17 protein-coding genes and 1 tRNA gene are annotated in these 21,641 nt (G+C 65.1%); 7 read left to right on the top strand and 11 right to left on the bottom strand.

Features of this window, described 5'->3' with window-relative positions; translation table 11 throughout:
* Positions 1-28 precede the first annotated feature (28 nt).
* Both recJ and PQ455_RS00785 read left to right on the top strand, forming a co-directional pair.
* Positions 29-1,801, top strand: coding sequence for a single-stranded-DNA-specific exonuclease RecJ (gene recJ, locus PQ455_RS00790; protein WP_273688318.1), 1,773 nt, complete (start codon positions 29-31; stop codon positions 1,799-1,801).
* A gap of 70 nt (positions 1,802-1,871) precedes the next feature.
* Positions 1,872-1,947: transfer RNA gene (locus PQ455_RS00785), tRNA-Glu, on the top strand.
* Between the two features lie 11 nt (positions 1,948-1,958).
* Here PQ455_RS00785 and PQ455_RS00780 read toward each other — a convergent pair.
* The 3 genes from PQ455_RS00780 to PQ455_RS00770 form a co-directional block, all read right to left on the bottom strand.
* Entirely contained in the window at positions 1,959-3,083 is a 1,125-nt protein-coding gene (locus PQ455_RS00780; RefSeq protein WP_273688316.1) for a tyrosine-type recombinase/integrase, read from the bottom strand.
* A gap of 221 nt (positions 3,084-3,304) precedes the next feature.
* Positions 3,305-3,763: a hypothetical protein gene (locus PQ455_RS00775; protein ID WP_273688313.1), complete on the bottom strand. Its 459-nt coding sequence runs from the start codon at positions 3,761-3,763 to the stop codon at positions 3,305-3,307.
* An 83-nt stretch (positions 3,764-3,846) separates the two neighbouring features.
* Complete coding sequence (locus PQ455_RS00770) at positions 3,847-4,515, bottom strand: twin-arginine translocation signal domain-containing protein (RefSeq protein ID WP_273688311.1); 669 nt, start codon at positions 4,513-4,515, stop codon at positions 3,847-3,849.
* 277 nt (positions 4,516-4,792) lie between these two features.
* Between PQ455_RS00770 and PQ455_RS00765 the strand changes: the two genes are divergently transcribed.
* A complete protein-coding gene (locus tag PQ455_RS00765) occupies positions 4,793-5,287 on the top strand; it encodes a YfbU family protein (RefSeq protein ID WP_273691463.1) in 495 nt (164 codons plus the stop codon).
* A 237-nt stretch (positions 5,288-5,524) separates the two neighbouring features.
* Here the strand turns inward: PQ455_RS00765 and PQ455_RS00760 are convergent, their stop codons facing one another.
* From PQ455_RS00760 to PQ455_RS00735, 6 genes are all read right to left on the bottom strand, one after another.
* Positions 5,525-6,232, bottom strand: a complete 708-nt coding sequence (locus PQ455_RS00760) for a hypothetical protein (protein WP_273688309.1) — start codon at positions 6,230-6,232, stop codon at positions 5,525-5,527.
* Positions 6,229-6,450 (bottom strand): hypothetical protein, encoded by a 222-nt coding sequence (locus tag PQ455_RS00755; RefSeq protein WP_273688307.1) that lies wholly within the window; start codon positions 6,448-6,450, stop codon positions 6,229-6,231. The genes PQ455_RS00760 and PQ455_RS00755 overlap by 4 nt, the downstream gene beginning before the upstream one ends.
* A gap of 150 nt (positions 6,451-6,600) precedes the next feature.
* Entirely contained in the window at positions 6,601-8,787 is a 2,187-nt protein-coding gene (locus tag PQ455_RS00750) for a prohead protease/major capsid protein fusion protein (RefSeq protein WP_273688305.1), read from the bottom strand.
* Positions 8,784-9,056, bottom strand: a complete 273-nt coding sequence (locus PQ455_RS00745; RefSeq protein ID WP_273688304.1) for a helix-turn-helix domain-containing protein — start codon at positions 9,054-9,056, stop codon at positions 8,784-8,786. The genes PQ455_RS00750 and PQ455_RS00745 overlap by 4 nt, the downstream gene beginning before the upstream one ends.
* Positions 9,057-9,198: 142 nt before the next feature.
* Positions 9,199-9,420, bottom strand: a complete 222-nt coding sequence (locus tag PQ455_RS00740; protein ID WP_273688302.1) for a hypothetical protein — start codon at positions 9,418-9,420, stop codon at positions 9,199-9,201.
* A 295-nt stretch (positions 9,421-9,715) separates the two neighbouring features.
* Positions 9,716-12,289, bottom strand: coding sequence for a phage/plasmid primase, P4 family (locus tag PQ455_RS00735; protein ID WP_273688301.1), 2,574 nt, complete (start codon positions 12,287-12,289; stop codon positions 9,716-9,718).
* Positions 12,290-13,282: 993 nt separating this feature from the next.
* Here PQ455_RS00735 and PQ455_RS00730 point away from each other — a divergent pair.
* The 4 genes from PQ455_RS00730 to PQ455_RS00715 are packed head-to-tail and all read left to right on the top strand — an operon-like array spanning position 13,283 to position 19,161.
* On the top strand, positions 13,283-16,120 hold the full coding sequence (locus PQ455_RS00730) for a TonB-dependent receptor domain-containing protein (protein WP_273688299.1): 2,838 nt from the start codon (positions 13,283-13,285) through the stop codon (positions 16,118-16,120).
* 1 nt (position 16,121) lies between these two features.
* On the top strand, positions 16,122-17,039 hold the full coding sequence (locus tag PQ455_RS00725; RefSeq protein WP_273688297.1) for an IclR family transcriptional regulator: 918 nt from the start codon (positions 16,122-16,124) through the stop codon (positions 17,037-17,039).
* Complete coding sequence (locus tag PQ455_RS00720) at positions 17,036-17,827, top strand: RraA family protein (RefSeq protein WP_273688295.1); 792 nt, start codon at positions 17,036-17,038, stop codon at positions 17,825-17,827. The genes PQ455_RS00725 and PQ455_RS00720 overlap by 4 nt, the downstream gene beginning before the upstream one ends.
* A 38-nt stretch (positions 17,828-17,865) precedes the next feature.
* Positions 17,866-19,161 (top strand): MFS transporter, encoded by a 1,296-nt coding sequence (locus PQ455_RS00715; protein ID WP_273688294.1) that lies wholly within the window; start codon positions 17,866-17,868, stop codon positions 19,159-19,161.
* Positions 19,162-19,679: 518 nt separating this feature from the next.
* Here PQ455_RS00715 and PQ455_RS00710 read toward each other — a convergent pair.
* Both PQ455_RS00710 and PQ455_RS00705 read right to left on the bottom strand, forming a co-directional pair.
* Positions 19,680-20,726 carry an aromatic ring-hydroxylating oxygenase subunit alpha gene (locus tag PQ455_RS00710; RefSeq protein ID WP_273688292.1) on the bottom strand — a complete coding sequence of 349 codons (1,047 nt, stop codon included), beginning with the start codon at positions 20,724-20,726 and terminating at the stop codon, positions 19,680-19,682.
* Positions 20,727-20,856: 130 nt separating this feature from the next.
* Complete coding sequence (locus PQ455_RS00705; RefSeq protein WP_273688291.1) at positions 20,857-21,636, bottom strand: SDR family NAD(P)-dependent oxidoreductase; 780 nt, start codon at positions 21,634-21,636, stop codon at positions 20,857-20,859.
* Between the last annotated feature and the right edge of the window lie 5 nt (positions 21,637-21,641).

The raw sequence follows: 21,641 nt of genomic DNA, 5'->3' as shown, positions 1-21,641 counted from the left end.
TGACTCGCCGTCTGCCATAAGGCGGCCGATGCAGCCTCGCCGCCCTGTTCTCGATATCACCCGTTCGATCCTCGGCCAGCCCTGGCATTGGCGCGGCGGATCGCTGGACATGGCGGACGAGGGGTTTCGGCCCGATGATCTCGTCACCGGCCTGCTGATGGCGCGCGGCTGCCCGCGCGAGGGGGTCGAGGCGCATCGCACGCCCACCTTGCGCGCGTTCATGCCCGACCCGTCGATCTTCCGCGACATGGATGTGGCGGCGCGTCGCCTCGCCGATGCGGTGCAGGCGAACGAGCCGGTGACGATCTTCGGCGATTATGACGTGGACGGCGCCACCTCCGCCGCGCTGCTGGTGCGGCTGCTGCGCTCGCTCGGCCTCACCCCCGCCGCCTACATTCCCGATCGGCTGATGGAGGGCTATGGCCCCTCAGGCGAGGCGCTGGTGCGGATCGCCGAGGGCGGCGCGCGGCTGATCGTGACGGTCGATTGCGGCGCGCAGGCGTTCGACGCGCTGGAGATGGCGCGCGCGGCGGTGGTGGACGTGATCGTCGTCGATCACCACAAATGCGCCGCCGCGCTGCCGGTGGCCCATGCGCTGGTGAACCCCAACCGGCTCGACGAGGGCGAGGGCGCGGCGCACGGCCATCTGGCGGCGGTGGGTGTCGCCTTCCTGCTGGGCGCGGCGCTGTTGCGCGAATTGCGCGGGCGCGGCTTCTTCACCGACCGGGCCGAGCCGAAGCTGATCGACCTGCTCGATCTGGTCGCGCTCGGCACCGTCGCCGATGTGGCGCAATTGAAGGGGCTCAACCGTGCCTTCGTGACGCAGGGCCTGAAGGTGATGCGCCAGGGCCGCAACATCGGCCTCGCCGCGCTGGCCCGCGCCGCGCGGCTGACCAAGCCGGTCAGCTGCACCGATCTGGGCTTCGCGCTGGGGCCGCGCATCAACGCCGGCGGACGGGTCGGCAAGTCCGATCTCGGCGTGCGCCTGCTCACCACCGACGACGAGGCCGAGGCCGACGGCATCGCCGCCGAACTCGATCGGCTGAACGAGGAACGCCGCGCGATCGAGGCGGCGGTGATCGAGGAAGCCACCGAACGCGCCGGCACCCAGGGCAATCGCGCGGTCGCGGTGATATCCGGCGAGGGCTGGCATCCGGGCGTGATCGGCATCGTCGCCAGCCGGCTGAAGGAGAAGCTGGGCAGGCCGACGATCATCATCGCGGTGGACGCGGACGGCGTCGGCAAGGGATCGGGCCGCTCGATATCGGGCGTCGATCTCGGCGCGGCGGTGCTCGCCGCCAAGGACATGGGGCTGCTGGTGGCGGGCGGCGGCCATGCGATGGCGGCGGGTCTCACCATCGATGCCACGCGCATCGACGCGCTGGCGGACTTCCTCGACGAGCGCCTCTCCGCCGACGTGGCGCGGGCGTCGGACGGCCGGGCGCTGCTGCTGGACGCGGTGGTGGCGCCCGGCGGGGTCGGCCCGTCGCTGGTCGATGCGCTGGAGGAAGGCGGCCCCTATGGCGCCGGCTGGCCCGCGCCGAGGGTGGCGGCCGGGCCGGTGCGGATCGTGAAGGTCGACATCGTCGGCAACGGCCATGTCCGCGCGATCGTGGTGGGCAGTGATGGCCGCAGCATCAAGACGATCGCCTTCCGCGCCGCCGACACGCCGCTGGGGCAGGCGCTGCTCGCCGCCGGCACCACCCGCCAGCTGTGGATCGCCGGCCGCGCCAAGGTGGACGATTGGTCCGGCCGGCCCGAAGCCGAAATGCACCTCGACGACGCCGCCTGGGCCGATTGATCCGCCGCGACGCGCGAAAGCCGGATTGACGTGCCGCCCCACCCCCACTATCGGCACCGTCTCCCGCTGCGGCCCCATCGTCTAGCGGTCTAGGACGTCGCCCTTTCACGGCGAAAACACGGGTTCGAGTCCCGTTGGGGTCACCATGGTCATGGATTTAGTCTTTCTTTTCAATCTTTTGGTTGAATGATTTGGCTAACTTGATGTCGCGGTTAGCCAAATCAGCGTCGGAAAGTCGATCAATGGCCGTCCGCGCGAGGCGTTTTTGATCGGCGCTGGCGGTGTAGATCGTAACCTCGGCATCGCCTTTCCAGCCACCCACAGCCTTGATCGACTGTTGGCTTGCATCGCTTTCAGCAAGGCGGCGCGCCACGGCTTTGCGGAGGCCGTGCGACGTGCATTGGGGAAGCCCTGCTTCGTCACACCACTCGCGCATCTTGTTGCCGAAGCCGGCGCGGCTGAATGGCTTGCCGTGGTCGGTCACCAGAAAGGTATTGAGCCCGACGCGTTGCATTGCGCGGATTGCCTCCATGAGCTGTGGCACAGCTGGCAACCATAAATCTGTGCCAGTCTTGCCCTGGCGGTAATTGATCTGCCCGCTTTTCAGATGCTCGGGACCAAGCTGCCGGGCATCACTGCGGCGTTGGCCGGTCCAAAGCATAATCTCCAGCGCAAGCCGGGCTCCCGTCCCGAGCGGGTGTCGCGCCTGATACGCGGCGATGTCGTCTTCGGACCATGCGTAATAGCCGCCCGTTTTCGGGGCAGCGATACGCTCGGCATCGTCCACCGGATTGTCTGTTATCCAGCCCAGCCGCTTCGCATAGGCAAACAGCCGGCGAAGCTGCTTGCGTAGATTGAGCGCCGCCACGGGTCCTCCGACAACACGACCCCGACCATCGATCGCCTTCTTTGCACGATCGGCCAAAATCGCCTCGATATGATCCCACCGGAAGTTCGCAACGAGGTCGTTGGCCAAGGGAGTGCGGAAGCTCTCAATCAGCAATCGACGCCGGTGCTGATCGTCTAGCCCCCCGCGATTGAAGTTAGCGGAGGCATAATAGCGTGCCACCAGGTCCGAGACCGATCGCGGGATGCAGCGCCCCCCGCCAGCACGGATCGGCGCGCCCGCCTCGCACGCTGCCAATTCTTCCTTGAAGCCCGCCGTGTCTGGCGGACTGCGGAAATAATAGGTGACGAAACCCGCCTTGCGCCACCGCCAGCGCAACTTGCCGTGGCGATCGGTGAACGACGATACGTTCGGATAGCGGCGCTTTCGCTTCACCGGGGCAGCAGTCGGTCAAGCGGATTAGCAAGTGGGCTGGCGCTGCCATCTCGAAAGATCAGTCGAATCGCACCGTCGCCATCAATGATGCACTCCGATGGCGGAAGGCCGGCATCGAGCGCAGCTTTGAGCGCGCGAGTCGCGTCAACCTGTTTGAAGCGGCTACGTCCGCTCATATCGCCAAACACCTTTCCGGTCTGGCGGTCACCTGGGGCCATGCGTCAGCTTTCGACATTGCTCGGGTCCATCGGCGTGCCGAGACGCTTTGCCATGTCCTCCCACACCGCGACGACATTGATGCTCACCTTATTGGACACAAGGCCGCGACCGAACGTATCGGCATTCTCGTTGCCGCTGGCCCAACCCCAACTGCCATCGGCAAAGTTGGTGATCGTGAGCCACCAATGATCTCCGGCGCTGCCTTGGGCGAGCGTGTGGGTCGCGGCGTCGATAACGCGGAAAAGGTTGTCCACAGCAGCGCCCGCCCGTTGCCCCGACAGGCCTGCTGCCATGAACTCGACGACACACCCAACGGCAACGGCGTGGGTCATCGAGTACCGATCATAGGATCGCTCATCGAGCAAATCCCGGTCCATAAAGCGGAAGGAATTTCGCCGATTCAACGTGTTGTAGGAGTTGCGGTTGAGGCCGACCAAATGCAGGAGGCTGCCAAGCTTCATGTCCAAATCTCTCTGTGTGTTCATTGTGAACATGAAGCGATTTTCCGCCGTCGTCAATTGCCTGTTCGTGAAGAACATAAAACTTACGCGCTTTTAGAGCGAGCCTCCTCGAAACTCTCGCAATCGGCCAACAGGCCCTGCCGCCATCGGTCGTCAAACGAAGAGTCTGCCGTCAGCGACAGAACCAGCCTGACTTTTGCAGCGAGTGCAGCGCCATCGGGCGCAGGCGTGGCGATCAGCGCGTCCTCGGCGTCCGCCTCGACCACATTAAGGTCGTCATAACGCACCTGGATCGCTTCATAGTTCAGGTCGCGAAGGGCAGCGTCGTGCCGCCGTTGCCAAGCCCGATATTCTTCTCGGATCGGCGCAGCATAGCGGCGCCACATGTCGCAATCGGCCCAATCGTCAAGCTCGTGCGGCCGCATGTGATAGGTTGCGACATGCCCGTTGAGCGCCTTAACCGAGAAATCGAGGCTGGGACGCTTGCCCGACCGCCGATTATATTCTCGATCCATCGGCAGAAACACGTCGCGCTCGTAGGCTTCGCGTGCGGTCTTGGCCGCCTGAAGGGCGGCAACGGCGCGGTTCCAAGGCGAGGGTCGAACCGTTGCGGGAAGACCGGCCATTGCGCCTGCGGCGGGAACGGCAGCGGCCAGCGCGAGGAAGCCGCGCCGGCTGGGCGCGGTGGACTTATCGGCGTTTTTTCCGGGTGCGATGCACGCGGGGACGATGCTACGGGCAGCGGTAGCCATGACAGTACCTCCTAAGGGTCTGTTGCGGTTAGAGCTGGCGCGGGGGGCCTAATCCTTGCGCCGGCTCGCTCTATCCGATATCCGTTAAACATGGTCGATGCAATAGCGGATATCGGAAAACGTCGCGGTCGGCCGCCTGTCGGCTCTGTTGGCGTGATGGTAAAGCTCCCGCCCGCTCAACTCGCCGCGCTTGACACATGGATTGGGCAACGGTCGCCTGGGCTGTCACGTCCGGAGGCAATCAGAATAATCTTGGGAGAGAAGCTAAGTGGCTGACATGAAACTGTCGCAGACCGAACGTTTGATCCTCTGGAACCAGTACGAAATTTTGAAGGGTACCAACCCAGAAGAGATAGATATTTACGAGAAAAATCAGGAAATACTATCGAATGGGTATGAGCTATTATATCAGGACCTGAACCGCTCCATTGATCCAGATCCTTTAAGTGCAGTCGTGTGTATGGAGGTTCTCGATATTTTGAGTATGTATCGAGCCATAACGTTCTCATCTCAGCGCCTCAAGCACGAACCGACAGGGTTATATGCCCAGTTCGAGGGGTTTGACGGAAACTCTTCTAGCGGACATTATGGATTCGCTAAATTCGTCCGCCGAACTGAGAAGCGATATGAGGAACTCGAAGAACGCCCGGACAATTCACACAGCGGCACGAGCTTAGCTGCGTACCGTGCGATGCTGAAGGTTTGGGAAAGTCTTGGTAAAAACTATAAGCTCGCGGTAAGCGAAATCGATTCTATCGTATCAGCACGTTGATCCTCCTGGAGATAGGTGATGGGATCGGGCCATCGATATATTTATGGTTATGAGAATGGTAATTGCGTCGGTTATCTATCTGGCGCAATATTCTACAATATGAACGGATCATCCACTCATAATCTTATTGGAACCTATCTGTACAATAATGAAACTGGAGACAGCGATTTTTGGATAGATGGCAGATACATTTATAGCGAATGAACGGGGGATTGTGTTCTGTATTTTGGTTGACGGTTAGGCGGACGCAACAATTCTTTCGCCGATCTGATCTACAAAATCTCCAATCACGTACACCTGAACACCCGTTTTGCGCACTTCGGTCAAATGCACCTCGCCGCCGATCCGACAGTGGCCCGCCTCCATGCCCGGTGTGATGTCGATCCCTCCGCGCTGGCGCTGCGCCTTAATCAACGCATAGCCGTCATGTTCCGCGTCGAAACTATCAGGTTCTTCAAGATCGACGGCGCGGCCCAGCAGTACTTCGGCGGCTTCATGGGTGCCCATCGCCCAAGGCAGATCATACCACGTGTACGCCTCGATCGCGCCAGCGCCCACCATATCGCCGGCATTCGCCTGCATCATCATGCCCATCGGCCGCTTGCGCGAGAAATCCCAATAGGCGCCCTTCACCTGACAGAATATCTCTGCCGGCGTTACGCCACGAAGATCGCAAGTCTCTGCAACCGCGCGGCGCATGGCTAAGGGCAGCCGCTTCTCCAGCTGCTTGAGCGTGGCCGTCTTTTCTTCACCGATCGCCTTCAGCAACACCTCAGGCGCGACGTTTCCCGTTACGCCCATTGCCCAAGGAAAACCGTGCTTGACGCTGAAGATGACCTTCCCGACCGATCGCACCAGCGTGCCATCCGGGGCGGTGACGGCCGTGTCGGATATGATGAAAGCAGCCCGCGCCTTGCGCTGGACAACGACATTGATCGCCGTCACCTGCGGCGCCGCAGTTTGCCGGTGAGGCAGCGATTGCCGCTGATTGCCCCGAGGCCGGTGCCGACTGCGGCAACGCTCGCGCCGACGCCCAGGCCAGCCAAACCGCTTGCCGCTCCGGTAGCGGCGGCGGCAGCCGGCCCGAGTGCGGCACCGTAGGTCGCCACCCCAAGCGCAACGACGCCCACCACGATGGCGGCGGTTCGCAAAGTCTTGGACATGCTTTCCTCCTTTGAAGCGGCTGCCAGCGAGCTGCCTTGGCCCGCTGGCTTGGATCAGGCCCGCCGGGGGCCTGCGATACGAGGATGAGGAGGGTGAAATGCTCGCCCAGCGCGGTCCCCGCGATCGTGCTATCCGCGCTTCGCTTCCCGTCAGCCGGCCGCGCCGGGGTTCTTGTAGCCGCCGCGCCAATCCACCACGCCCGCGCCGAAATCCATGTAGACGCGGAACTTCGTGCCCAGCACGTCCCAGCCGTCCTGCATCTCGACCTTGGGGCCGGCCTGGTCGTTCAGGTAGGCATGTTCCAGCATCGGCGCGCTGCCCGGCGCGCCGAAAAGATACCAGGGCAGCGGGTCGAGGCGCGGATCGACCAGCGGTGTCAGCTTCCCGGCGAACGGGTTGGCCGCATCCGTCGTCGTGGCCTGGAGCATGGTCAGGAGCTGCTCGATCCGCGTTTCGTTCTCGACACTCGACACGATGAATTTGGGCGCCGGCGCGAGCGGCGTCTTGCCGTCCAAATCCTTCTGCCGCCGCATCGCTAGGCGACCGGCGTCAAGCGGGCCGATGCTTGTCGGCGCCGCCCCCGTCGCCGCCAAATTGCCATGCTGGGCATCGAACAGCGGGATGCCGTCGCTCAGCGCCGGATTGCTGTTGATAAGGTCCGCCAGCAATGTCGCCTCGGTCTCGGCCGAGGCGCGCCCCATGATCGTGATGGGATCGCTGAAGACGTTCAGATCGTCATTGATGATCGCCTGCCGCGACAGCGCGAATTGCTTGGCGAACGTCTTGAGGCGATAGGTTTCCTTCCGCTCCTTGAACGTGCCGTGCTTGATCTCGCCGGCATCCGGCACCTCCAGCAGCGTGCCGAAACCCGACAGCTGGAGCCCGCTGATCGCGCGGAAATCCCGTGCGCTACGCTGCCGGCTGATCTGCTTGAGGGGCGAGGCGGCGGCCTCGAAGACCGTCAACAGGAACCGCTCGCCTGCGCCCATCAGCAGCTGCGGGAAATCGGACGTGGTGTGCATCCCGCCCAGCCCGCGCGCATAGCCGTGATCGGGGGCGAAGCTGCGCGTGCCGCCCGAGTTCCACGCGGCGCTATTGAGGATTTCGTTCGGCCCCATGCGGTTCACGTCGCGCACGCCCTGCCGGATCATCAGCTCGCCCGCGATCTGCACCATGCTCATATTCATAAACTTGCGCGCCTGCTCGGTGGGCGCGCTGCCGCTCATCCGCGCGAACAGGGCATCGCCGATCGCCGCAGCCTGAAAGTCGGGATTGTCATAGCTGCGCTCGCCATAGATCAGCGCGTTTGCGACCGGCGAGCCGTTGACGCTCGAGATTGTGCCCGTGGCATTGCGCTGCCGCTCGCCGAGAATCTGCATGACGGCATCGCGCGCCTGCCCCTCGGTCATCGACCGCTCCGCCATCTCCAGCGCGAGATCGGCCGCCAGTTCGGGCGGCAGCGTCATCGTCTCGCTCGCCATACGGGTGTAGTCTCGTAGCCAGGCAATCGAGGCTTGCCGCTCGTAGGACGGCTCGGCGGGCGCCGTCGGTGCCGGGGCGGCGGCCGGGGGCGCGGCGGGGATGAAGGCACGGGTGAAACGGGACATCCACGACGTAGACATAGCTTTGGGCTCCTGAAAGGGGATCGTTCGGACAAGGCAGGTCGCGCCGGGATGGCTCGGCAGGTCGCGAACCTGCGCACCGGCATCGAAAGGCACGGGGACGAAGCTGATTTCGGTCGGCTCCCAGTCCGTCGCGCGGTACAGCGGTCGCGGGCTGGCCTTCCGGTTCACCTCGAAAACATGGACGGTGTAGCCGACCGACAGGTTGCGGATGATGCCGGCGGCAATATCCGCGACGATCGGCGCCACATCCTCGCGCGCCGAAAGTTGCAGAGTCGCGATGCCCTGTCCGCCCACCATGCGGGCGCTGCCCGGCACGACGGTTCCGATCTGCGCGCCCAGGTCGTCTTTCTGGTGCGTATTGAGGACGGGCGCGCCGCGATTGAGGCGATCGAGCCGGACATTGGCGGTGCCTGTCGCCAGCTCCTCATCCACCAGCGCCAGCGTATCGAAGTCGAAACGGACGCCGCGCGCGCCTGTCGTCCACACCACGTCGATCGTGCGCGCTTCGGCGTTCCAGCTGGCCGGCTGCAGCGAGAGGGTGCGCTGCCCTTGCGGCGCTGCAACCCGGCGCTCCGCGTGCGGCGAGGCGGATTGCGACTCCCCCGCCGTCCGCCGGGCCGTGATGCGATCCAGCACGTCGGCGATAAGCTGGCCATCGGGGCGTCGGGGGGCCGGCGTCGGCGCCAAAGTGCGGGTGCGGTTGTGGCTCATGCCGGAATGATCGCCACGGGGGCGTCGGCGGTCGATGACCCTTGTGCGGCAAAAGGTGGAAACGTGGGGTCAAACGCGGCATCGACGCGCCCTCCGGTCCGCACCTCGATCAGCTGATCGATCGAATAGCGGACGCGGCCGCCAGGCGTTCGATAGAAGCCGATCTTGCCCGCCTTCCGCCAGTTGCGAAGCGTCCGGGGCACCACGCCCATGATCCGCGCCGCCGATTTCTCGTCGAAGTCATAAATCTTGTCGGTGGACACGATCATCGCTCCCGGCACGCTAAATGGTTCAAACAGTTCATGAAGTTCAAAAAGACAGATCGGGCTTGAATGTTGAAACCATGCGCTCTGCCCAACCGCATTGCCCGCGCCCGCCCCGGAAGGACCCGAAGGGGGCGGCCCGCGGGCCTTAATGGCGCACCGACGCGGGCGGAGGCTGGATCGAGCGCCAATGATCTGTCGCTTCCGCCACGATCTCGCTCAAAAGCTCGATCGCAACGTCTTGCCCGAATGACCGCTGGAGGATTTCAGCCGCCGCTCTCATCAATGCGGACACTGCTTCGCCCGGATGCTCCGTGTGGCAGACAGCGGTTTGCAGCAGCGTGTCCCAGAGCGGGGAATAGGTGTTCATCTATCGATCCTCCAAAGCCTTGCGCATTTCGGCTCAACCCTTGCGGGCTATGAGAAACCCTTGCGGACACAACGGGAAAGGAATGGCGGAAATCCGCCAATGAAGAGATTTCAAAGCAAGGGTTGCAAGGGTTGCAAAGGTTATGTGCAACCTGTCGCACATGCGCAGGCGCGCCTGCGCGCACATGTACGTGAGACAGGCATGCGCATGGGCCTTGCAACCCTTGCAAAGCCGCAGAAAACCGGGGTTCGAGCCTTGCTCAAACCCTTGCTCAACCCTTGCATGAACCCTTGCACTACAGTGGCCAGCCATCGTCATCCTCCCAGGGGCGCGGGGGCGACGACGCAACGGGGTCGGCCCAATCGTCGGCTTCCAATTCCTCGGGTGTGCGCGTGGCGATCAGGTCAAGCCATCGCATCCCGTGGCTCTCGATCCGCTTGAAGCCGCGATCGGTTAGCGCCTTGCTGAAGCCAACCTGTGACCACTCGCGTTCGCCGGTGGCCTTGGCCCACGCTATGAAGAGTGCGTAGAGCTTGGACGATTGCACTCGCTGCCCTGTCTCGCTGCGTGTGCAGGCGGCAAGGAAGCGGCCCAGCGGGTCACTTTGCTCTCGATAGTCAGCTGTCGCACCGCGCACGCTGGCGGGCTCCACAAGGCCGTTCAGCCGCCAGTCGATCAGGCCGGCCAAAAGGCGGTTGAGGATGCCGGGCGCCTCGCGCTGCATCTTAGCGACAAGCTGCCGATCCTTCTCGGTGTCGGGGATCTGCACGTCCCAAGGCACCAGCATGACGCGGCGCCAGATGCCGTCATCCACACCGCTGATCGACGGGCGATGATTGCCCGAAACGGTCATCTTGAACGCGGGATGCAGATCGAACGGATCGCGGTTCAGCCGGCGCACCGGCATGGGCTCGCCACCCGTCGCCAGCTTGATAAGGGCTTCCGCCAGTTTGGAGCCCTTTTCCGGCTCCGACGTGCGCAGCATCCGCACGCCGACGAGCGCGGCTAGATCAGGCGACGCATCAGACCCCTTCCGCTTCCGGCCTTGATCGAGGAACGTCTCGATCGGCACCGTGCCGGCATAGTCGCCCGCGATCGTCGCCCATGTATCGACCAAGGTCGATTTGCCGTTCGCGCCCTTGCCGTGGAAGAAGGCCAGCTTCTGTTCGGACACATCGCCCGTCAGCGACAGCCCGCCCCATTGGTGCAGGAATCGCCGCATGTCCTGCCCAGGCTGCACCCGCGCAAGGAAGCGGTCATAGACCGGGCAGGCCGCATCGGGATCGTACTCGACCGGCGCCAGGCGCGTGATGAGGTCCGCCGGATCGTGCGGGCGCAAGCGCAGTTCCGCCCATGGTTGCGGCGCGTGCGGGTCCGTCACCAGTTCCAGCGTGCCGTTCAGGATGTTGACGAGGAAAGGATTGCGATCCAGCTGCTCCGGCTGAACCGTCAGCCCATGGCGCGACAGATTGCGCGCGATGCCGGCGATGCAGGACAGGCGGTTGGCGCTCTCCGAAGCCTTTGCCCAGGTCACCAGCTTGTCCGACAGCAGCACCTCCGTGCCGTCGCGCTTGGTCTCCACGAGGTCGTCGATCGCGCCCTCGATACCAAGGTCGCGCCGGCCGCTATCGCGCATTGCGCGTGCCTCTTCGCGGATCGCGCGTACCGTCTCGTGCACCCAGCCGCCGATAAGCGCCTCGGCACCGTCCAAGATGAAGCGCCGGCCGTCATAGGCCATCCAGCCCATCTTATCGACGTAGCGGATGCGCCTTCCGAACCGTTCTGCGAAGCGCTCGGCGTTGCCCAAGTCCGTCATCGGCCGCATCGCCAGCCGGCGATGCAGCGCCTCGGCTTCGTCGCAAGACGGCAAGTGTGGGTTGTCATTCGCGGTTGCCAGCCGCGACGAACGAGACGGGGCATGCGCAGCCCGCGTTCCCACGTCCGACAGGTCGCGCGGCTTGGCAAATCCGGCGGCCCAGCCGCTGTCGATGGTGGCAACGATCGCGCCTTCGTCGTCGTTGCCGGGGTTCGCCAGCGCTGCCGCCAGGATCGCGCGCCGCGCCATCGTCTCGCTGAGCGCGCCGCCAGCCGCCAACTGCGCGACGGCATAGGCACCCGCATTCAGCGCGTTCTGCCGCTTACCGGAGGGCGCGCTCTGGATCGAGCGGCACTCCGCATCCAGCGCGGCGAGGCCATAGCGTCGCAGGCCATCGTCGCCCGCCCCCACGCCCTCCCCGACAAGCTTGCCAACGTCTTTTTTTGCACCCTTGCCGGCTTGCAGGATCGCGGCCAGCGCGGGCGGGGCGGCGACGATCGGCGCGGCGGCATCATCGCGCAACCAGCGATAGCGGAGCCCATCGGCCATGACGCTTGGCGGCGCGATCACGTAGCCGCCTTCTCCGCGCACGTCGACATGCTCGGGTAGATTGTCACGGTTGCGGATCGCCGCACCGGCGGGCTGGGCAAGGTAGACGTGGACGCCGCCGCTCGGCGTTCGCACCGCCAGCGAGGCCGGGAGCGGGCACCGCATCTGCTCTTCGAGTTCGCCCTTCAGACGATCGAGCGTCCATTCCTCGCCCGTCGCCTCATCGGTGCGCGGATCGAAGTCGAGCACAAACAAGCCGTTCACGCCCATGCGAAGGCCGATCATCGCCTTTGGCCAACGCTCCCACCAGGTGCGAACTGTGTCAGCGTCTACGCTGGCTTTGTGCAGCCCGCCGGTTCCCTTGATCGGCTTGCCAGCGTCATCCTTGTCACGCGGGATCAGGGGCTTCTTGTCGCGTGGCGAACATGGAAAAACCGGCCAGCCACGTGCGGCATATTCGAGCGCAGCTGCCAAGAGTGCGTTAGAATCGCTCACCGGCAGCACTCCAGGCCGATGTACTTGCCCGCACGGGCCAACTCCAATCCGCAGGATCGGCCGAGCTGTAACGTTTCGCCACCAGCGTCGCGAAGCCGGCGAAAAGCGATTTGCCGCGCCCGATATAGGGTCGGCGCGTGAAGCGGCGGGAACGCAAGGTGCGCCCGGCGGAACGGCAAGAGCGTCCAGATGGTAAAGCGCTGCTGCCCCACCTTACCATTATCCACCAGCTGCACGGTGGGGACGGGGCAACTCCAGACTCTTGCGACAACCTCCGCCCCAACGGGCCAACCGTCCGCGCGGACTGCGTATCGACGGGCCATCGCGGCCTCGATCCGGTCAAAGCTGCTGCGCACGGCGGCCGCCGTTCAGCTAAAAAGGTTAGCCAGCACGTTTCGATCGTGCCTTGCTTGAACAAGGCCGATCATCAGGGGTTGCCAATCTAAGCGATTGAAAAAGCGGCTTTGCTGCCGCCCCGTTGGGGTCACCACGGCGGAAATCAGCCATTTTTCGCTGGGCGCTTTGGGAGTTTACCCCCCGCGACCGCGCCGGATTCACCCTCGGTCAGCACGTTCGCTCGCGCCAATTGTTCGACATTCGCGGGTAGCGGCGCGGGTAGCGGCGCGGGTAGCGGCGCGGGTATCGCGGATATCGAGGCCAAGGCACATTTCGTGATCCGAAGGCCGGATCATCGGGGATGATCTGACCGTGGCGTCGCGGTTCACCTCGGCCAGCGGGGCATCCACGGTCACGTCACCGAGAGCCGCAGCATCTTCCCGACAACCGACTCGATGTCCGCAACCTCATGCGCGCGACATCTACGATCGCGATCGCCATCCAACGTGGCACCTGCCAAATGAAGCAAGCGCCACCCTGTTCTATCAAGCAGAACGAATTTAGCGAGTTGGCGCGTAATTGGCCATTGACCACCCGTCCGTAATCCATCATGTATCGCTCAACAGAACAATAAGTTCTACAGGAGAGAACATGAAAAGGTTTGGAGTGGGTCGGCGCATTTTCGCCGGTGCGGGTATCCTGGCCATCGCGACCTCGGCGCAGTTCGCCGCCGCGCAGGTGCAGGGGGCAGCGGCTGGTGATGGGGCCGCGCAGGCCGCCGAGGCCGAAATCGTCATCACCGCCAGCCGTACCGGCGCTTCGGGATTCCGCGCGCCCACCCCCACCACCGTCGTCGGCGCCCAGGCGCTCGAGCAACGCCAGGCCACGAACGTCGCCGACGTCCTTCAGGAATTGCCGGCGTTCAAGCCGTCCAGCTCGCCCAGCGCCAACGGCATCAAGACGCAATTGCCGGGCACCAACCAGGCCGATCTGCGCAGCCTGGGCGCCAATCGCACTCTGGTCCTTGTCGATGGCATGCGGGTCGTGCCGCAGGCCCCCGCGAACAACACCGGCGTCACCGTATCGCCGGATCTCAACCAGATCCCCGCGCTCATGGTCGAGCGGATCGACGTGGTGACCGGCGGCGCATCGGCCCAATGGGGATCGGATGCCGTCGGCGGCGTCGTGAACGTCCTGCTCCGCAAGAAATTCGATGGGCTGAAGCTGACGGCGCAGGCGGGAGTTTCGGAGCTTGGCGACGCCGCGCAGCGCCGCGTCGGCGGCGTGGGCGGGCTCAACCTCCTCGACGACCGGCTGCATATCGTCGCCGCCCTCGACTACACCAGCAGCGACGAGGTCGGCGACCTCTACACCCGCGACTGGGGCCGGCGCGAGAACCAGATCGTCACCAACTCGGCTTCCGCGACCAACGGCCTGCCGGTCAATCTGATCGTGCCGGGCGTCCGCTTCTACAGTTCGCCCGACCTGCTGGTGACCAGCTCGACGGTCGCGGCCTTCCGCAATCGCACCTTCACCGGCGGGCAGCTCGTGCCCTTCGATGCGGGCTCGCTGATCGGCGGGCAGGCCACGATCGGCGGTCAGGGCTTCTCGCAGGCGCTCAACGTGTCGCTGGTGCCCGGTGTCCGCCGCCTCGATCCCTATGCCCGCGTCCAGTTCGACGTAAGCGACGCCGCGAAGCTCTATGTCGTCGGTTCCTATTCGAAGCTGCGGTCCACCCTGACGCCGCTTCCCTCGCGGATCACCGGCGGCACGATCCGCAGCGACAATGCGTATCTGCGCCAGCTCTATCCGGCGGTCGCCGCGGCGCTCGGCTCGGCCGGCACCCTGACGTTCAACCGCGTCAATTATGATTTCTACCCGCAGGGCCGCAATGGACGCATCGTCGTCAAGAACGAGACCCCCCATATCGCGGGCGGCATCGAGGGCGATCTGGGGGGCGGCTGGCGCTACGACGCGCATGTCGGCTGGGGGCGCAACACCTATCGCAACACGGCCTCCGGCATCGGCATCCGCCAGCGCGAGACCTTCGCGACCGACGCGGTCCTGTTCAATGGCGCCATCACCTGCCGCGCGCTCGTGCCGGGCAGCACGACGTATAACCCGACGGCGGCGGCGGGTTGCGTCCCCATCAATCTGTTCGGCGCCGGCTCCCCTTCGGCCGAGGCGATCGGCTATGTCACCGGCACGTCGCGCGCCAAGGCGGTCTATACGCAGACCACCGCCGCCGCCAATGTGCACGGCGAGCCGTTCGAGACCTGGGCGGGGCCGGTCGCTTTGGCCGCCGGCGTCGAATATCGGCGCGAGAAGGAGGCTGTAACGGCCGATGCGATCGCGGCGGCCGGCGGCTTCGAGATCGCCAATGCCGGCCCCTTCCGCGGCGATTTCGATGTGAAGGAAGGCTATGTCGAGGCGCTGGTGCCGCTGCTGCGGGATTCGCCGCTCGGCCGGTCGCTCGACATCAACGGCGCCGTCCGCGTCGCCGACTACAGTTCCGTCGGGCGGCAGACGACCTGGAAGGCCGGCGCCACCTACGAACCGATCCGGGGCATCCGACTGCGCGGCACGGCCTCGCTCGACATTCGCGCACCTGCCTTGTTCGAGCTGTTCAGCCCCGGCTCGGTCGCGAACAACACCGTCAGCGTGCGGAACCCCGCCAACGGCATTTCCTATTCGGCCAACATTCCGGTCAACATCAGCCGCGGCAATGCCGATCTGAATGCGGAGCGGTCGCACACCTATACCGGCGGCATCGTCCTGGAGCCGGCCTTCGCGCCCGGCCTCAGCCTGTCGGTCGATTATTACGATATCGAGGTCAAGGATGCGATCACGACGCTGACGAGCACCGCCGCCGGCAGCCTCTGCAATTCCGGCGACAGCTATTATTGCTCGGCCTTCACTTTCGGCGCCACCGGTGCGCCGACCGCGCTCAACCTCGGCGTGCAGAACCTCGCCTCGGTGCGCGTGAAGGGCTTCGATGCCGTGCTCGCCTACCGCCTGCCGCTCCACCGGCTGGCGAGTTCGCTGCCGGGCACGATCGAAGTGAACATCACCGGCACCCGCACCGCCGACGTGCTGGTCGATACGGGCACGGGCAGCGGGGCGGTCGATCGCGCGGGCGAGAACAGCTCGCTCAACACCTATGCGACGCCATCGACCCGCTTCACCGCGTCCACGACCTATTCGGTCGGGGGCTTCTCGGGGACGGTGCAGACGAACTTCATCTCGGCCGGCACGATCGACAATCTCTACAACAGTTCGGCCGCCACGACGGCCAGTCGCAATCACGTCCCGGCGTTCGCTTATGTGAACCTCTTCGCCAACCAGAAGGTGGGCGACCGGTTCGAGCTGTTCGCCTCCATCCGCAATGTCCTCAATACCGATCCGCCGGCCGTGCCGAACCCGCAGCTCTACACCGGTACGAACGGCACCTATTACGACACGATCGGCCGTTACTTCACCGCCGGCGTGCGCGTGACCTTCTGACATGCTGGAAGATGTCACCCTTTCGCGGTGGGGATCGCCCACCCTTTCGCGGATCGACGACCGGCTTGACAGCCGGCTGCGGTCGACGGCCCTATGTTTCACTATGCAGAACGATATCGATGAAGACGCCGGCGCTCGCGAGAGCGAGCGCCATGTCGCGGCCGTCACCGCGGCGCTCGCCATCCTGGATTGCTTCGAGGAGGATGCGACGCTTCGGCTTCGCGATCTCCATGAGCGAACGGGCATGCAGAAAAGCCGCATCATGCGGCTCGCCGGCAGCCTGGCGGCCAGCGGCTATCTGACCGTGGAGCGCGGGACCGGCGGCTATCGCCTCGGCCCCAAGGTCCAGCGCCTCGCGCAGATCGTGGCCGAGGGCTCGGCCGAGATCGCCGAGACGATGCGGCCGATCCTGTCCCGGCTGGCGCTCGAGCTGGGCGATACCTGCTTCTTCTCGGTCGTGCGCGGCCTCGAGCGCATGGTCGTCGAACAGGCCAGCCCCGAGCAGGCGCTGCGCTTCGTTCTCAGCGAAGGCCAGATGCGCCCGCTACACGTCGGCGCGACCGGCAAGGTGCTGCTGGCCTTCGGTCCGGAAGGGCTGCGCCAGCGCGTGCTGAGCGGCGCCCTCACCCCATTGACCCAGGCGACCACCGTCGATGCCGAACGGCTGCGCCGGGAGATCGGCCAGGCCAGGGCGCAGGGCTATCTCGTCAGCCGGGGTGAGGCGACCGCCCATAGCTATGCGCTGGCCGTCCCGGTGCTCGACGGGGCGGGCGTCCTCATGGGCGCCCTGTCAATCGCCGGGCCGGGAAGCCGCCTGCCGGCGGATCAGGAAATCGTCGTCGCCTCAGCCCTGCACCGTGCCCTCGCCGAGGCCGGTCTCGCATCCAGTTCCATCGATCAACAGGAGACCCAAGCATGACCGAAGCCAACAGCGTCGCGGCGGATTATGAGGAATATAAGGCCGCCGGGCGGATCTGGGGCCAGGTGCCGCAGGACCGGATCAAGAAGATCAAGTTTCCGCGCGCCTCCGCCGAGGTCCGTGAAGCCTTCCTCGCGATCGAGGACATGACGACCAGCGTGTCCGACATCCTGGACTCGCTCGGCATCTGTAGCGTCGTCGCGGGCTCGCACCTGCCCGGCCTGCTCCCCGGCAAGCGGATGGTCGGCACGGCGGTCACGCTGCGCAGCATTCCCGAGCGCAAGACGCCGACCCAAGGCTATATCGACAAGGAGCCGATCCGCATGTCGACGCGCGAGGTCTATTATCTCGCGGAGGAAGGCGACGTGCTGGTCGCCGATTTCGGCGGCAATCTGGACGTCTCCAACATGGGCGGAATGTCCTGCACCGTCGGCCAGAGCGTCGGCTTCGTCGGCGCGGTCGTCCATGGCGCGGTGCGCGACGTGAATTCGATCCGCAAGCTCGACTATCCGGTCTGGGCGTCGGGCGTGACGCCGATCACCGGCAAGTTCCGGATGGAGGCGATCGAGATCAACGGCCCGGTGACCGTGCACGGCATCGTCGTCGAGCCGGGCGACCTCGTCGTGGCCGACGATTCCGGCGTCTGCTTCATTCCATCGCAATATATCGATCGCGTCCTGGCCGAAGCGCAGGCAATCGAGGGCGCCGAGGACACGATGCGCGACCTGATCGTCAACAAGCGGCCGATCAGCGAACTGCGCCCGCTGTTCCGCAAGCGCTACGACTGATCCTCTCCACCAAAATCCATCCAGTCCAGGAGTTCATGATGGAGTCGATCGAGAAATCGGCCATGCGCAAGATATTGCTGCGCGTGGTCGTGGTGATGGGCATATTCTACATCACCAACCTGCTCGACCGGCTGAACGTCGGTTATGCGGCGCTGGCGATGAACGACGATCTGGGGCTCTCGCCCAAGCAGTTCGGCTTCGGCGCCGGCATCTTCTTCGTCGGCTACCTCATGGCGGAGATCCCGAGCAACCTTCTGATGCTGCGCTTCGGCAGCCGGCTGTGGATCGCCCGGATCATGATCTCCTGGGGCGTGATATCGGGGGCGACGGCGTTCGTCTCCGATCCCGTCTCCTTCTATATCGTGCGCTTCCTGCTGGGCCTCGCCGAAGCCGGCTTCCTGCCGGGCGCCATGCTGTACCTCGCGACGTGGGTGCCGGCGCGACACCGGTCGAAGGCGGTGCTGCTGTTCTTCGCCCTCGGCCAGTTCGCCGGCCTCGGCGGCCCGCTGGTCTCGGCCTGGATCCTGGGCGGGAATGGGTTCGCCGGGCTCGCCAATTGGCAGGCGCTCTTCGTGATCGAGGCGGTGCCGACGATCGTGCTGGGCGTGGCCGCGCTGTGGCTGCTGGCCGAAACGCCGCGCGACGCCCGCTGGCTGACGGAAGACGAGCGCGTATGGCTTGAAGGGGAACTCGCCACGGACAGCCGCCGGGTCGCCGCCCACGGGCTGCACGGCCTGTGGGACGGGGTACGCGACTGGAAGGTGTGGGCGCTGTTCCTCTCCAAATTCGCCAACGGCCTCGCCGTCTTCACGGTGGCGCTGTGGCTTCCGCAGATCGCCAGCGAGAATACCGGCCTCTCGGTCCGCGCCGTCGGCTGGGTGGTGGCCGCGCCGGCCCTGATCGTGATCCCCTCGATGTGGTTCATCGGCAATTGGTCGGATCGATCCGGCAACCGCACGATCCATACGGCGCTCGCGCTGGGCCTCTGCGCACTCTTCGCCGGCGGCGCGGCATTGCATGCCAGCCCGATCGTCAGCCTGGCCCTGATCTGCGGCGCCGCGATCACGGCGACCGTCGCCACCGGCATATCCTGGGCGATCGCCCCCACCTTCCTGCGCGGCAAGGCCGCGGCCGGCGGCTTCGCCATCGTCAACGCCGGGGGGATTACGGCGGGCTTCGTCGGCGGATCCGTCGTGGGATGGCTGCGCCAGGAAACCGGCGCCTACGATGCCGGCCTCTACCTGGTGGCAGGCGCCTGCGTGATCGGGGCACTGGCGGTGCTGAGCCTGACCCGTGCCGCCGCCGACGGATCGCAGGGCCCCGCCAAGCCGTAGGGAGAGGATGCCCTTAAAAGGCGCGCGGTCCGTGTAGGTGGCGGCAGCCCTGAAACAGGTGGTTGCACGATTGCTCCCATTCGGATTCTCGCCCGCAGAAAGGTGTTTGCGGGGTGCGAATTGCACGGCGAAAGCATGGGCTCGAATGCCCTTGGGGTCACCAAGAATGCCGCCATATGGCATTCCCGCATGCGCCCCATCCGGCGGCCTGTACGGCGATGGACAGCGGATGACCCCACCGTCGCCTCGCCGGCAGGCTCTGGACGTAGTGTCTGTGCGAGCCGCTATCGCCGCGCCGAAAAGCACGCAGGGCATTCACGCCCGACGACCGTCCTGTCGGGCGCATCGGATGCGGCCGGCCATGCCGTCCGCACGATGGGAGAGGGATGGCCGCCTATTTCAGCGGCGGCGGCCCGGGCATCCCCAAGCGCAAACATTGCTACGGCCGCCTTCGTCAGGCGGCCGTAGGCAATCCGGGGTATTGGAATGGAGTTAGGGGATCACGCGACCGCTGGATGTCACTCCGCCGCGACCAGCTCGCCCGTTTCCGCATCGTGCATCGCGCCGAGCAGGCGGCGGGTCTGGTTGACGGCGCCGTCGCTGGCGATGCCGACGAACTTCATGTGCGGGGTCTCGCTGATGCGGGCCTGCTGCGCCTCCAGGGTCACCTCATCCTCGGTGATCGTGTCGAAGAACTGATCGAACAGCACTTCGGGCACGCCGCTTTCCTTCGAGGCGGTGGTGCAGATCGTCCAGAGATAGTGGGTCGTCGTCTCGGTCTCGGGCGTGACGAAATGGTTGTTGGCGAGCATGAAGCCGTGATCGCGCTTGCCTTCATAGGCGCCGGTGCCGGCATCGCAGCCGCCGGCGTTGACGCGCAGCGTCATGCCCCTCGACGGCTCGAAGCGGACTTCCTGCCAGCGATCGACCCGGCCCTTGAAGCCGCCGGCGTCGATATAGGATTTGGGCGGCACCGAATTGGGCATGTGACGGATCAGCGTCACCTTGCGGCCGTCGAAATCGACGTTGGTGTCGGCGCCATAATGCTGCTCGGGATTGCCGCCGATGGTGCGCGCGTGGATGTAGGGGACGTGGGTCAGATCCATGATATTGTCGACCACGAGCTGCCAGTCGGCCTTGACCGGGAAGTTGAACGCCTTCCACGTCCAGCGCGGGTCATTATGCTCGGGGCTGTCGATGATGTCGTTCGTGTCGGCCAGCGCCGCGTCGCCCATCCAGATCCAGATCAGATGATCCTTCTCGCACACCGGAAAGGACCGCACGTTGGCGGCGGCCGGGATGCGGGTCTGGTTGGGGATGCGGGTGCAGGTGCCGCGCTTGTCGAATTCGACGCCGTGGTAGCAGCAGCGGATCATCTCGCCATCGACATGGCCGGCGCTGAGCGGCATCGCGCGGTGGCTGCACCGATCCTCGAGCGCGGCGATCTCGCCGGATTCGGTGCGGAACAGGACCACGGATTCGCCGAGATATTTGCGGCCGATCTGCTTGCCCGGCTCGATCTCGGCGGCGTAGGCGGCGACGTACCAAGCGTTGCGAATGAACATGATCGCGCTCTCCGAATTCTTTTGCGGGCACGTGACCCGCACCATCGTTGCCCTCGATTTACCGTTCGCGCGGACGCCGACCTAATAATTTTGCAATAGCGCCATTCACTTTTCGGGAATGGCCATTGGTTCAGCGCAGATAGAGCCCACCATTCATGTCGAGCGTGGCGCCCATGAAGAAGCCGCCGCGATCGGAGGCGAGCAGAGCGGTGGCGGCGGCGATCTCGCCGACGGTCATGAAGCGGCCGATCGGCACCTCGCTTTCGACCCGCGCGATCATCTCGGGCGTCATCCGCACCTTGCTGCTTTCGATCGGGCCGGGGCAGACGCCGTTGACGGTGACGCCGGTGCCAGCCAAGTGACGCGCGAAATACTTCGTCAGCATGTTCGCCCCCGCCTTCGACGCGGCATAATGGGGCGAGGCGACGGTGCCGCCATTCTGCCCGGCGAGCGAGGTGATGTTGACGATCCGGCCATAGCCGTTGGCCACCATATGATCGGCCAGCACCTGACAGCTCAAAAACACGCTGCGCATGTTGATGCGGCAGATTTCGTCGAACTCCTCGGGCGTGATCTCGGCGGTGGGCGTGCGCTTGGCGAGGCCGGCATTGTTGACGACGATGTCGAGCTTGCCCCAGCGATCGACCACCGCCGCCAGCGCCCCCTCGAAATCGGCCTTCTCGCGCACGTCGAGGCGGATGGCGAAGGCGGTGGCGCCGCTCGGGTCGAGCGCCTCGGCGACGCGGGTGGCCTCGTCGAGATCCAGATCGGTCACCGCCACCTTGCCGCCGCCGGCGTGCAGTTCGCGCACCACCGCCGCGCCCACGCCGCGCGCGCCGCCGGTGACGAGCGCGGTGCGGCCGACGAAGGAGAAACTGCCGTTGGGCGGGATGGAAATGTCGTCGGTCATGGCGC

The sequence above is a fragment of the Sphingomonas naphthae genome (genome assembly GCF_028607085.1).
GTDB lineage: Bacteria > Pseudomonadota > Alphaproteobacteria > Sphingomonadales > Sphingomonadaceae > Sphingomonas_Q > Sphingomonas_Q naphthae.
The sequence above is the reverse complement of the archived record's forward strand: the minus strand, read 5'-3'. Positions and strand labels throughout refer to the sequence as shown.

Coding starts and splice junctions, on each gene's coding strand:
- PQ455_RS00720 (WP_273688295.1), top strand. CDS start 17,036: ATGACCGAAGCCAACAGCGTCGCGGCGGATTATGAGGAATATAAGGCC.
- PQ455_RS00705 (WP_273688291.1), bottom strand. CDS start 21,636: ATGACCGACGACATTTCCATCCCGCCCAACGGCAGTTTCTCCTTCGTC.
- PQ455_RS00745 (WP_273688304.1), bottom strand. CDS start 9,056: ATGATCGTGTCCACCGACAAGATTTATGACTTCGACGAGAAATCGGCG.
- PQ455_RS00770 (WP_273688311.1), bottom strand. CDS start 4,515: ATGGCTACCGCTGCCCGTAGCATCGTCCCCGCGTGCATCGCACCCGGA.
- recJ (WP_273688318.1), top strand. CDS start 29: ATGCAGCCTCGCCGCCCTGTTCTCGATATCACCCGTTCGATCCTCGGC.
- PQ455_RS00725 (WP_273688297.1), top strand. CDS start 16,122: ATGCTGGAAGATGTCACCCTTTCGCGGTGGGGATCGCCCACCCTTTCG.
- PQ455_RS00710 (WP_273688292.1), bottom strand. CDS start 20,726: ATGTTCATTCGCAACGCTTGGTACGTCGCCGCCTACGCCGCCGAGATC.
- PQ455_RS00765 (WP_273691463.1), top strand. CDS start 4,793: ATGAAACTGTCGCAGACCGAACGTTTGATCCTCTGGAACCAGTACGAA.
- PQ455_RS00755 (WP_273688307.1), bottom strand. CDS start 6,450: ATGTCCAAGACTTTGCGAACCGCCGCCATCGTGGTGGGCGTCGTTGCG.
- PQ455_RS00740 (WP_273688302.1), bottom strand. CDS start 9,420: ATGAACACCTATTCCCCGCTCTGGGACACGCTGCTGCAAACCGCTGTC.
- PQ455_RS00750 (WP_273688305.1), bottom strand. CDS start 8,787: ATGAGCCACAACCGCACCCGCACTTTGGCGCCGACGCCGGCCCCCCGA.
- PQ455_RS00715 (WP_273688294.1), top strand. CDS start 17,866: ATGGAGTCGATCGAGAAATCGGCCATGCGCAAGATATTGCTGCGCGTG.
- PQ455_RS00775 (WP_273688313.1), bottom strand. CDS start 3,763: ATGAAGCTTGGCAGCCTCCTGCATTTGGTCGGCCTCAACCGCAACTCC.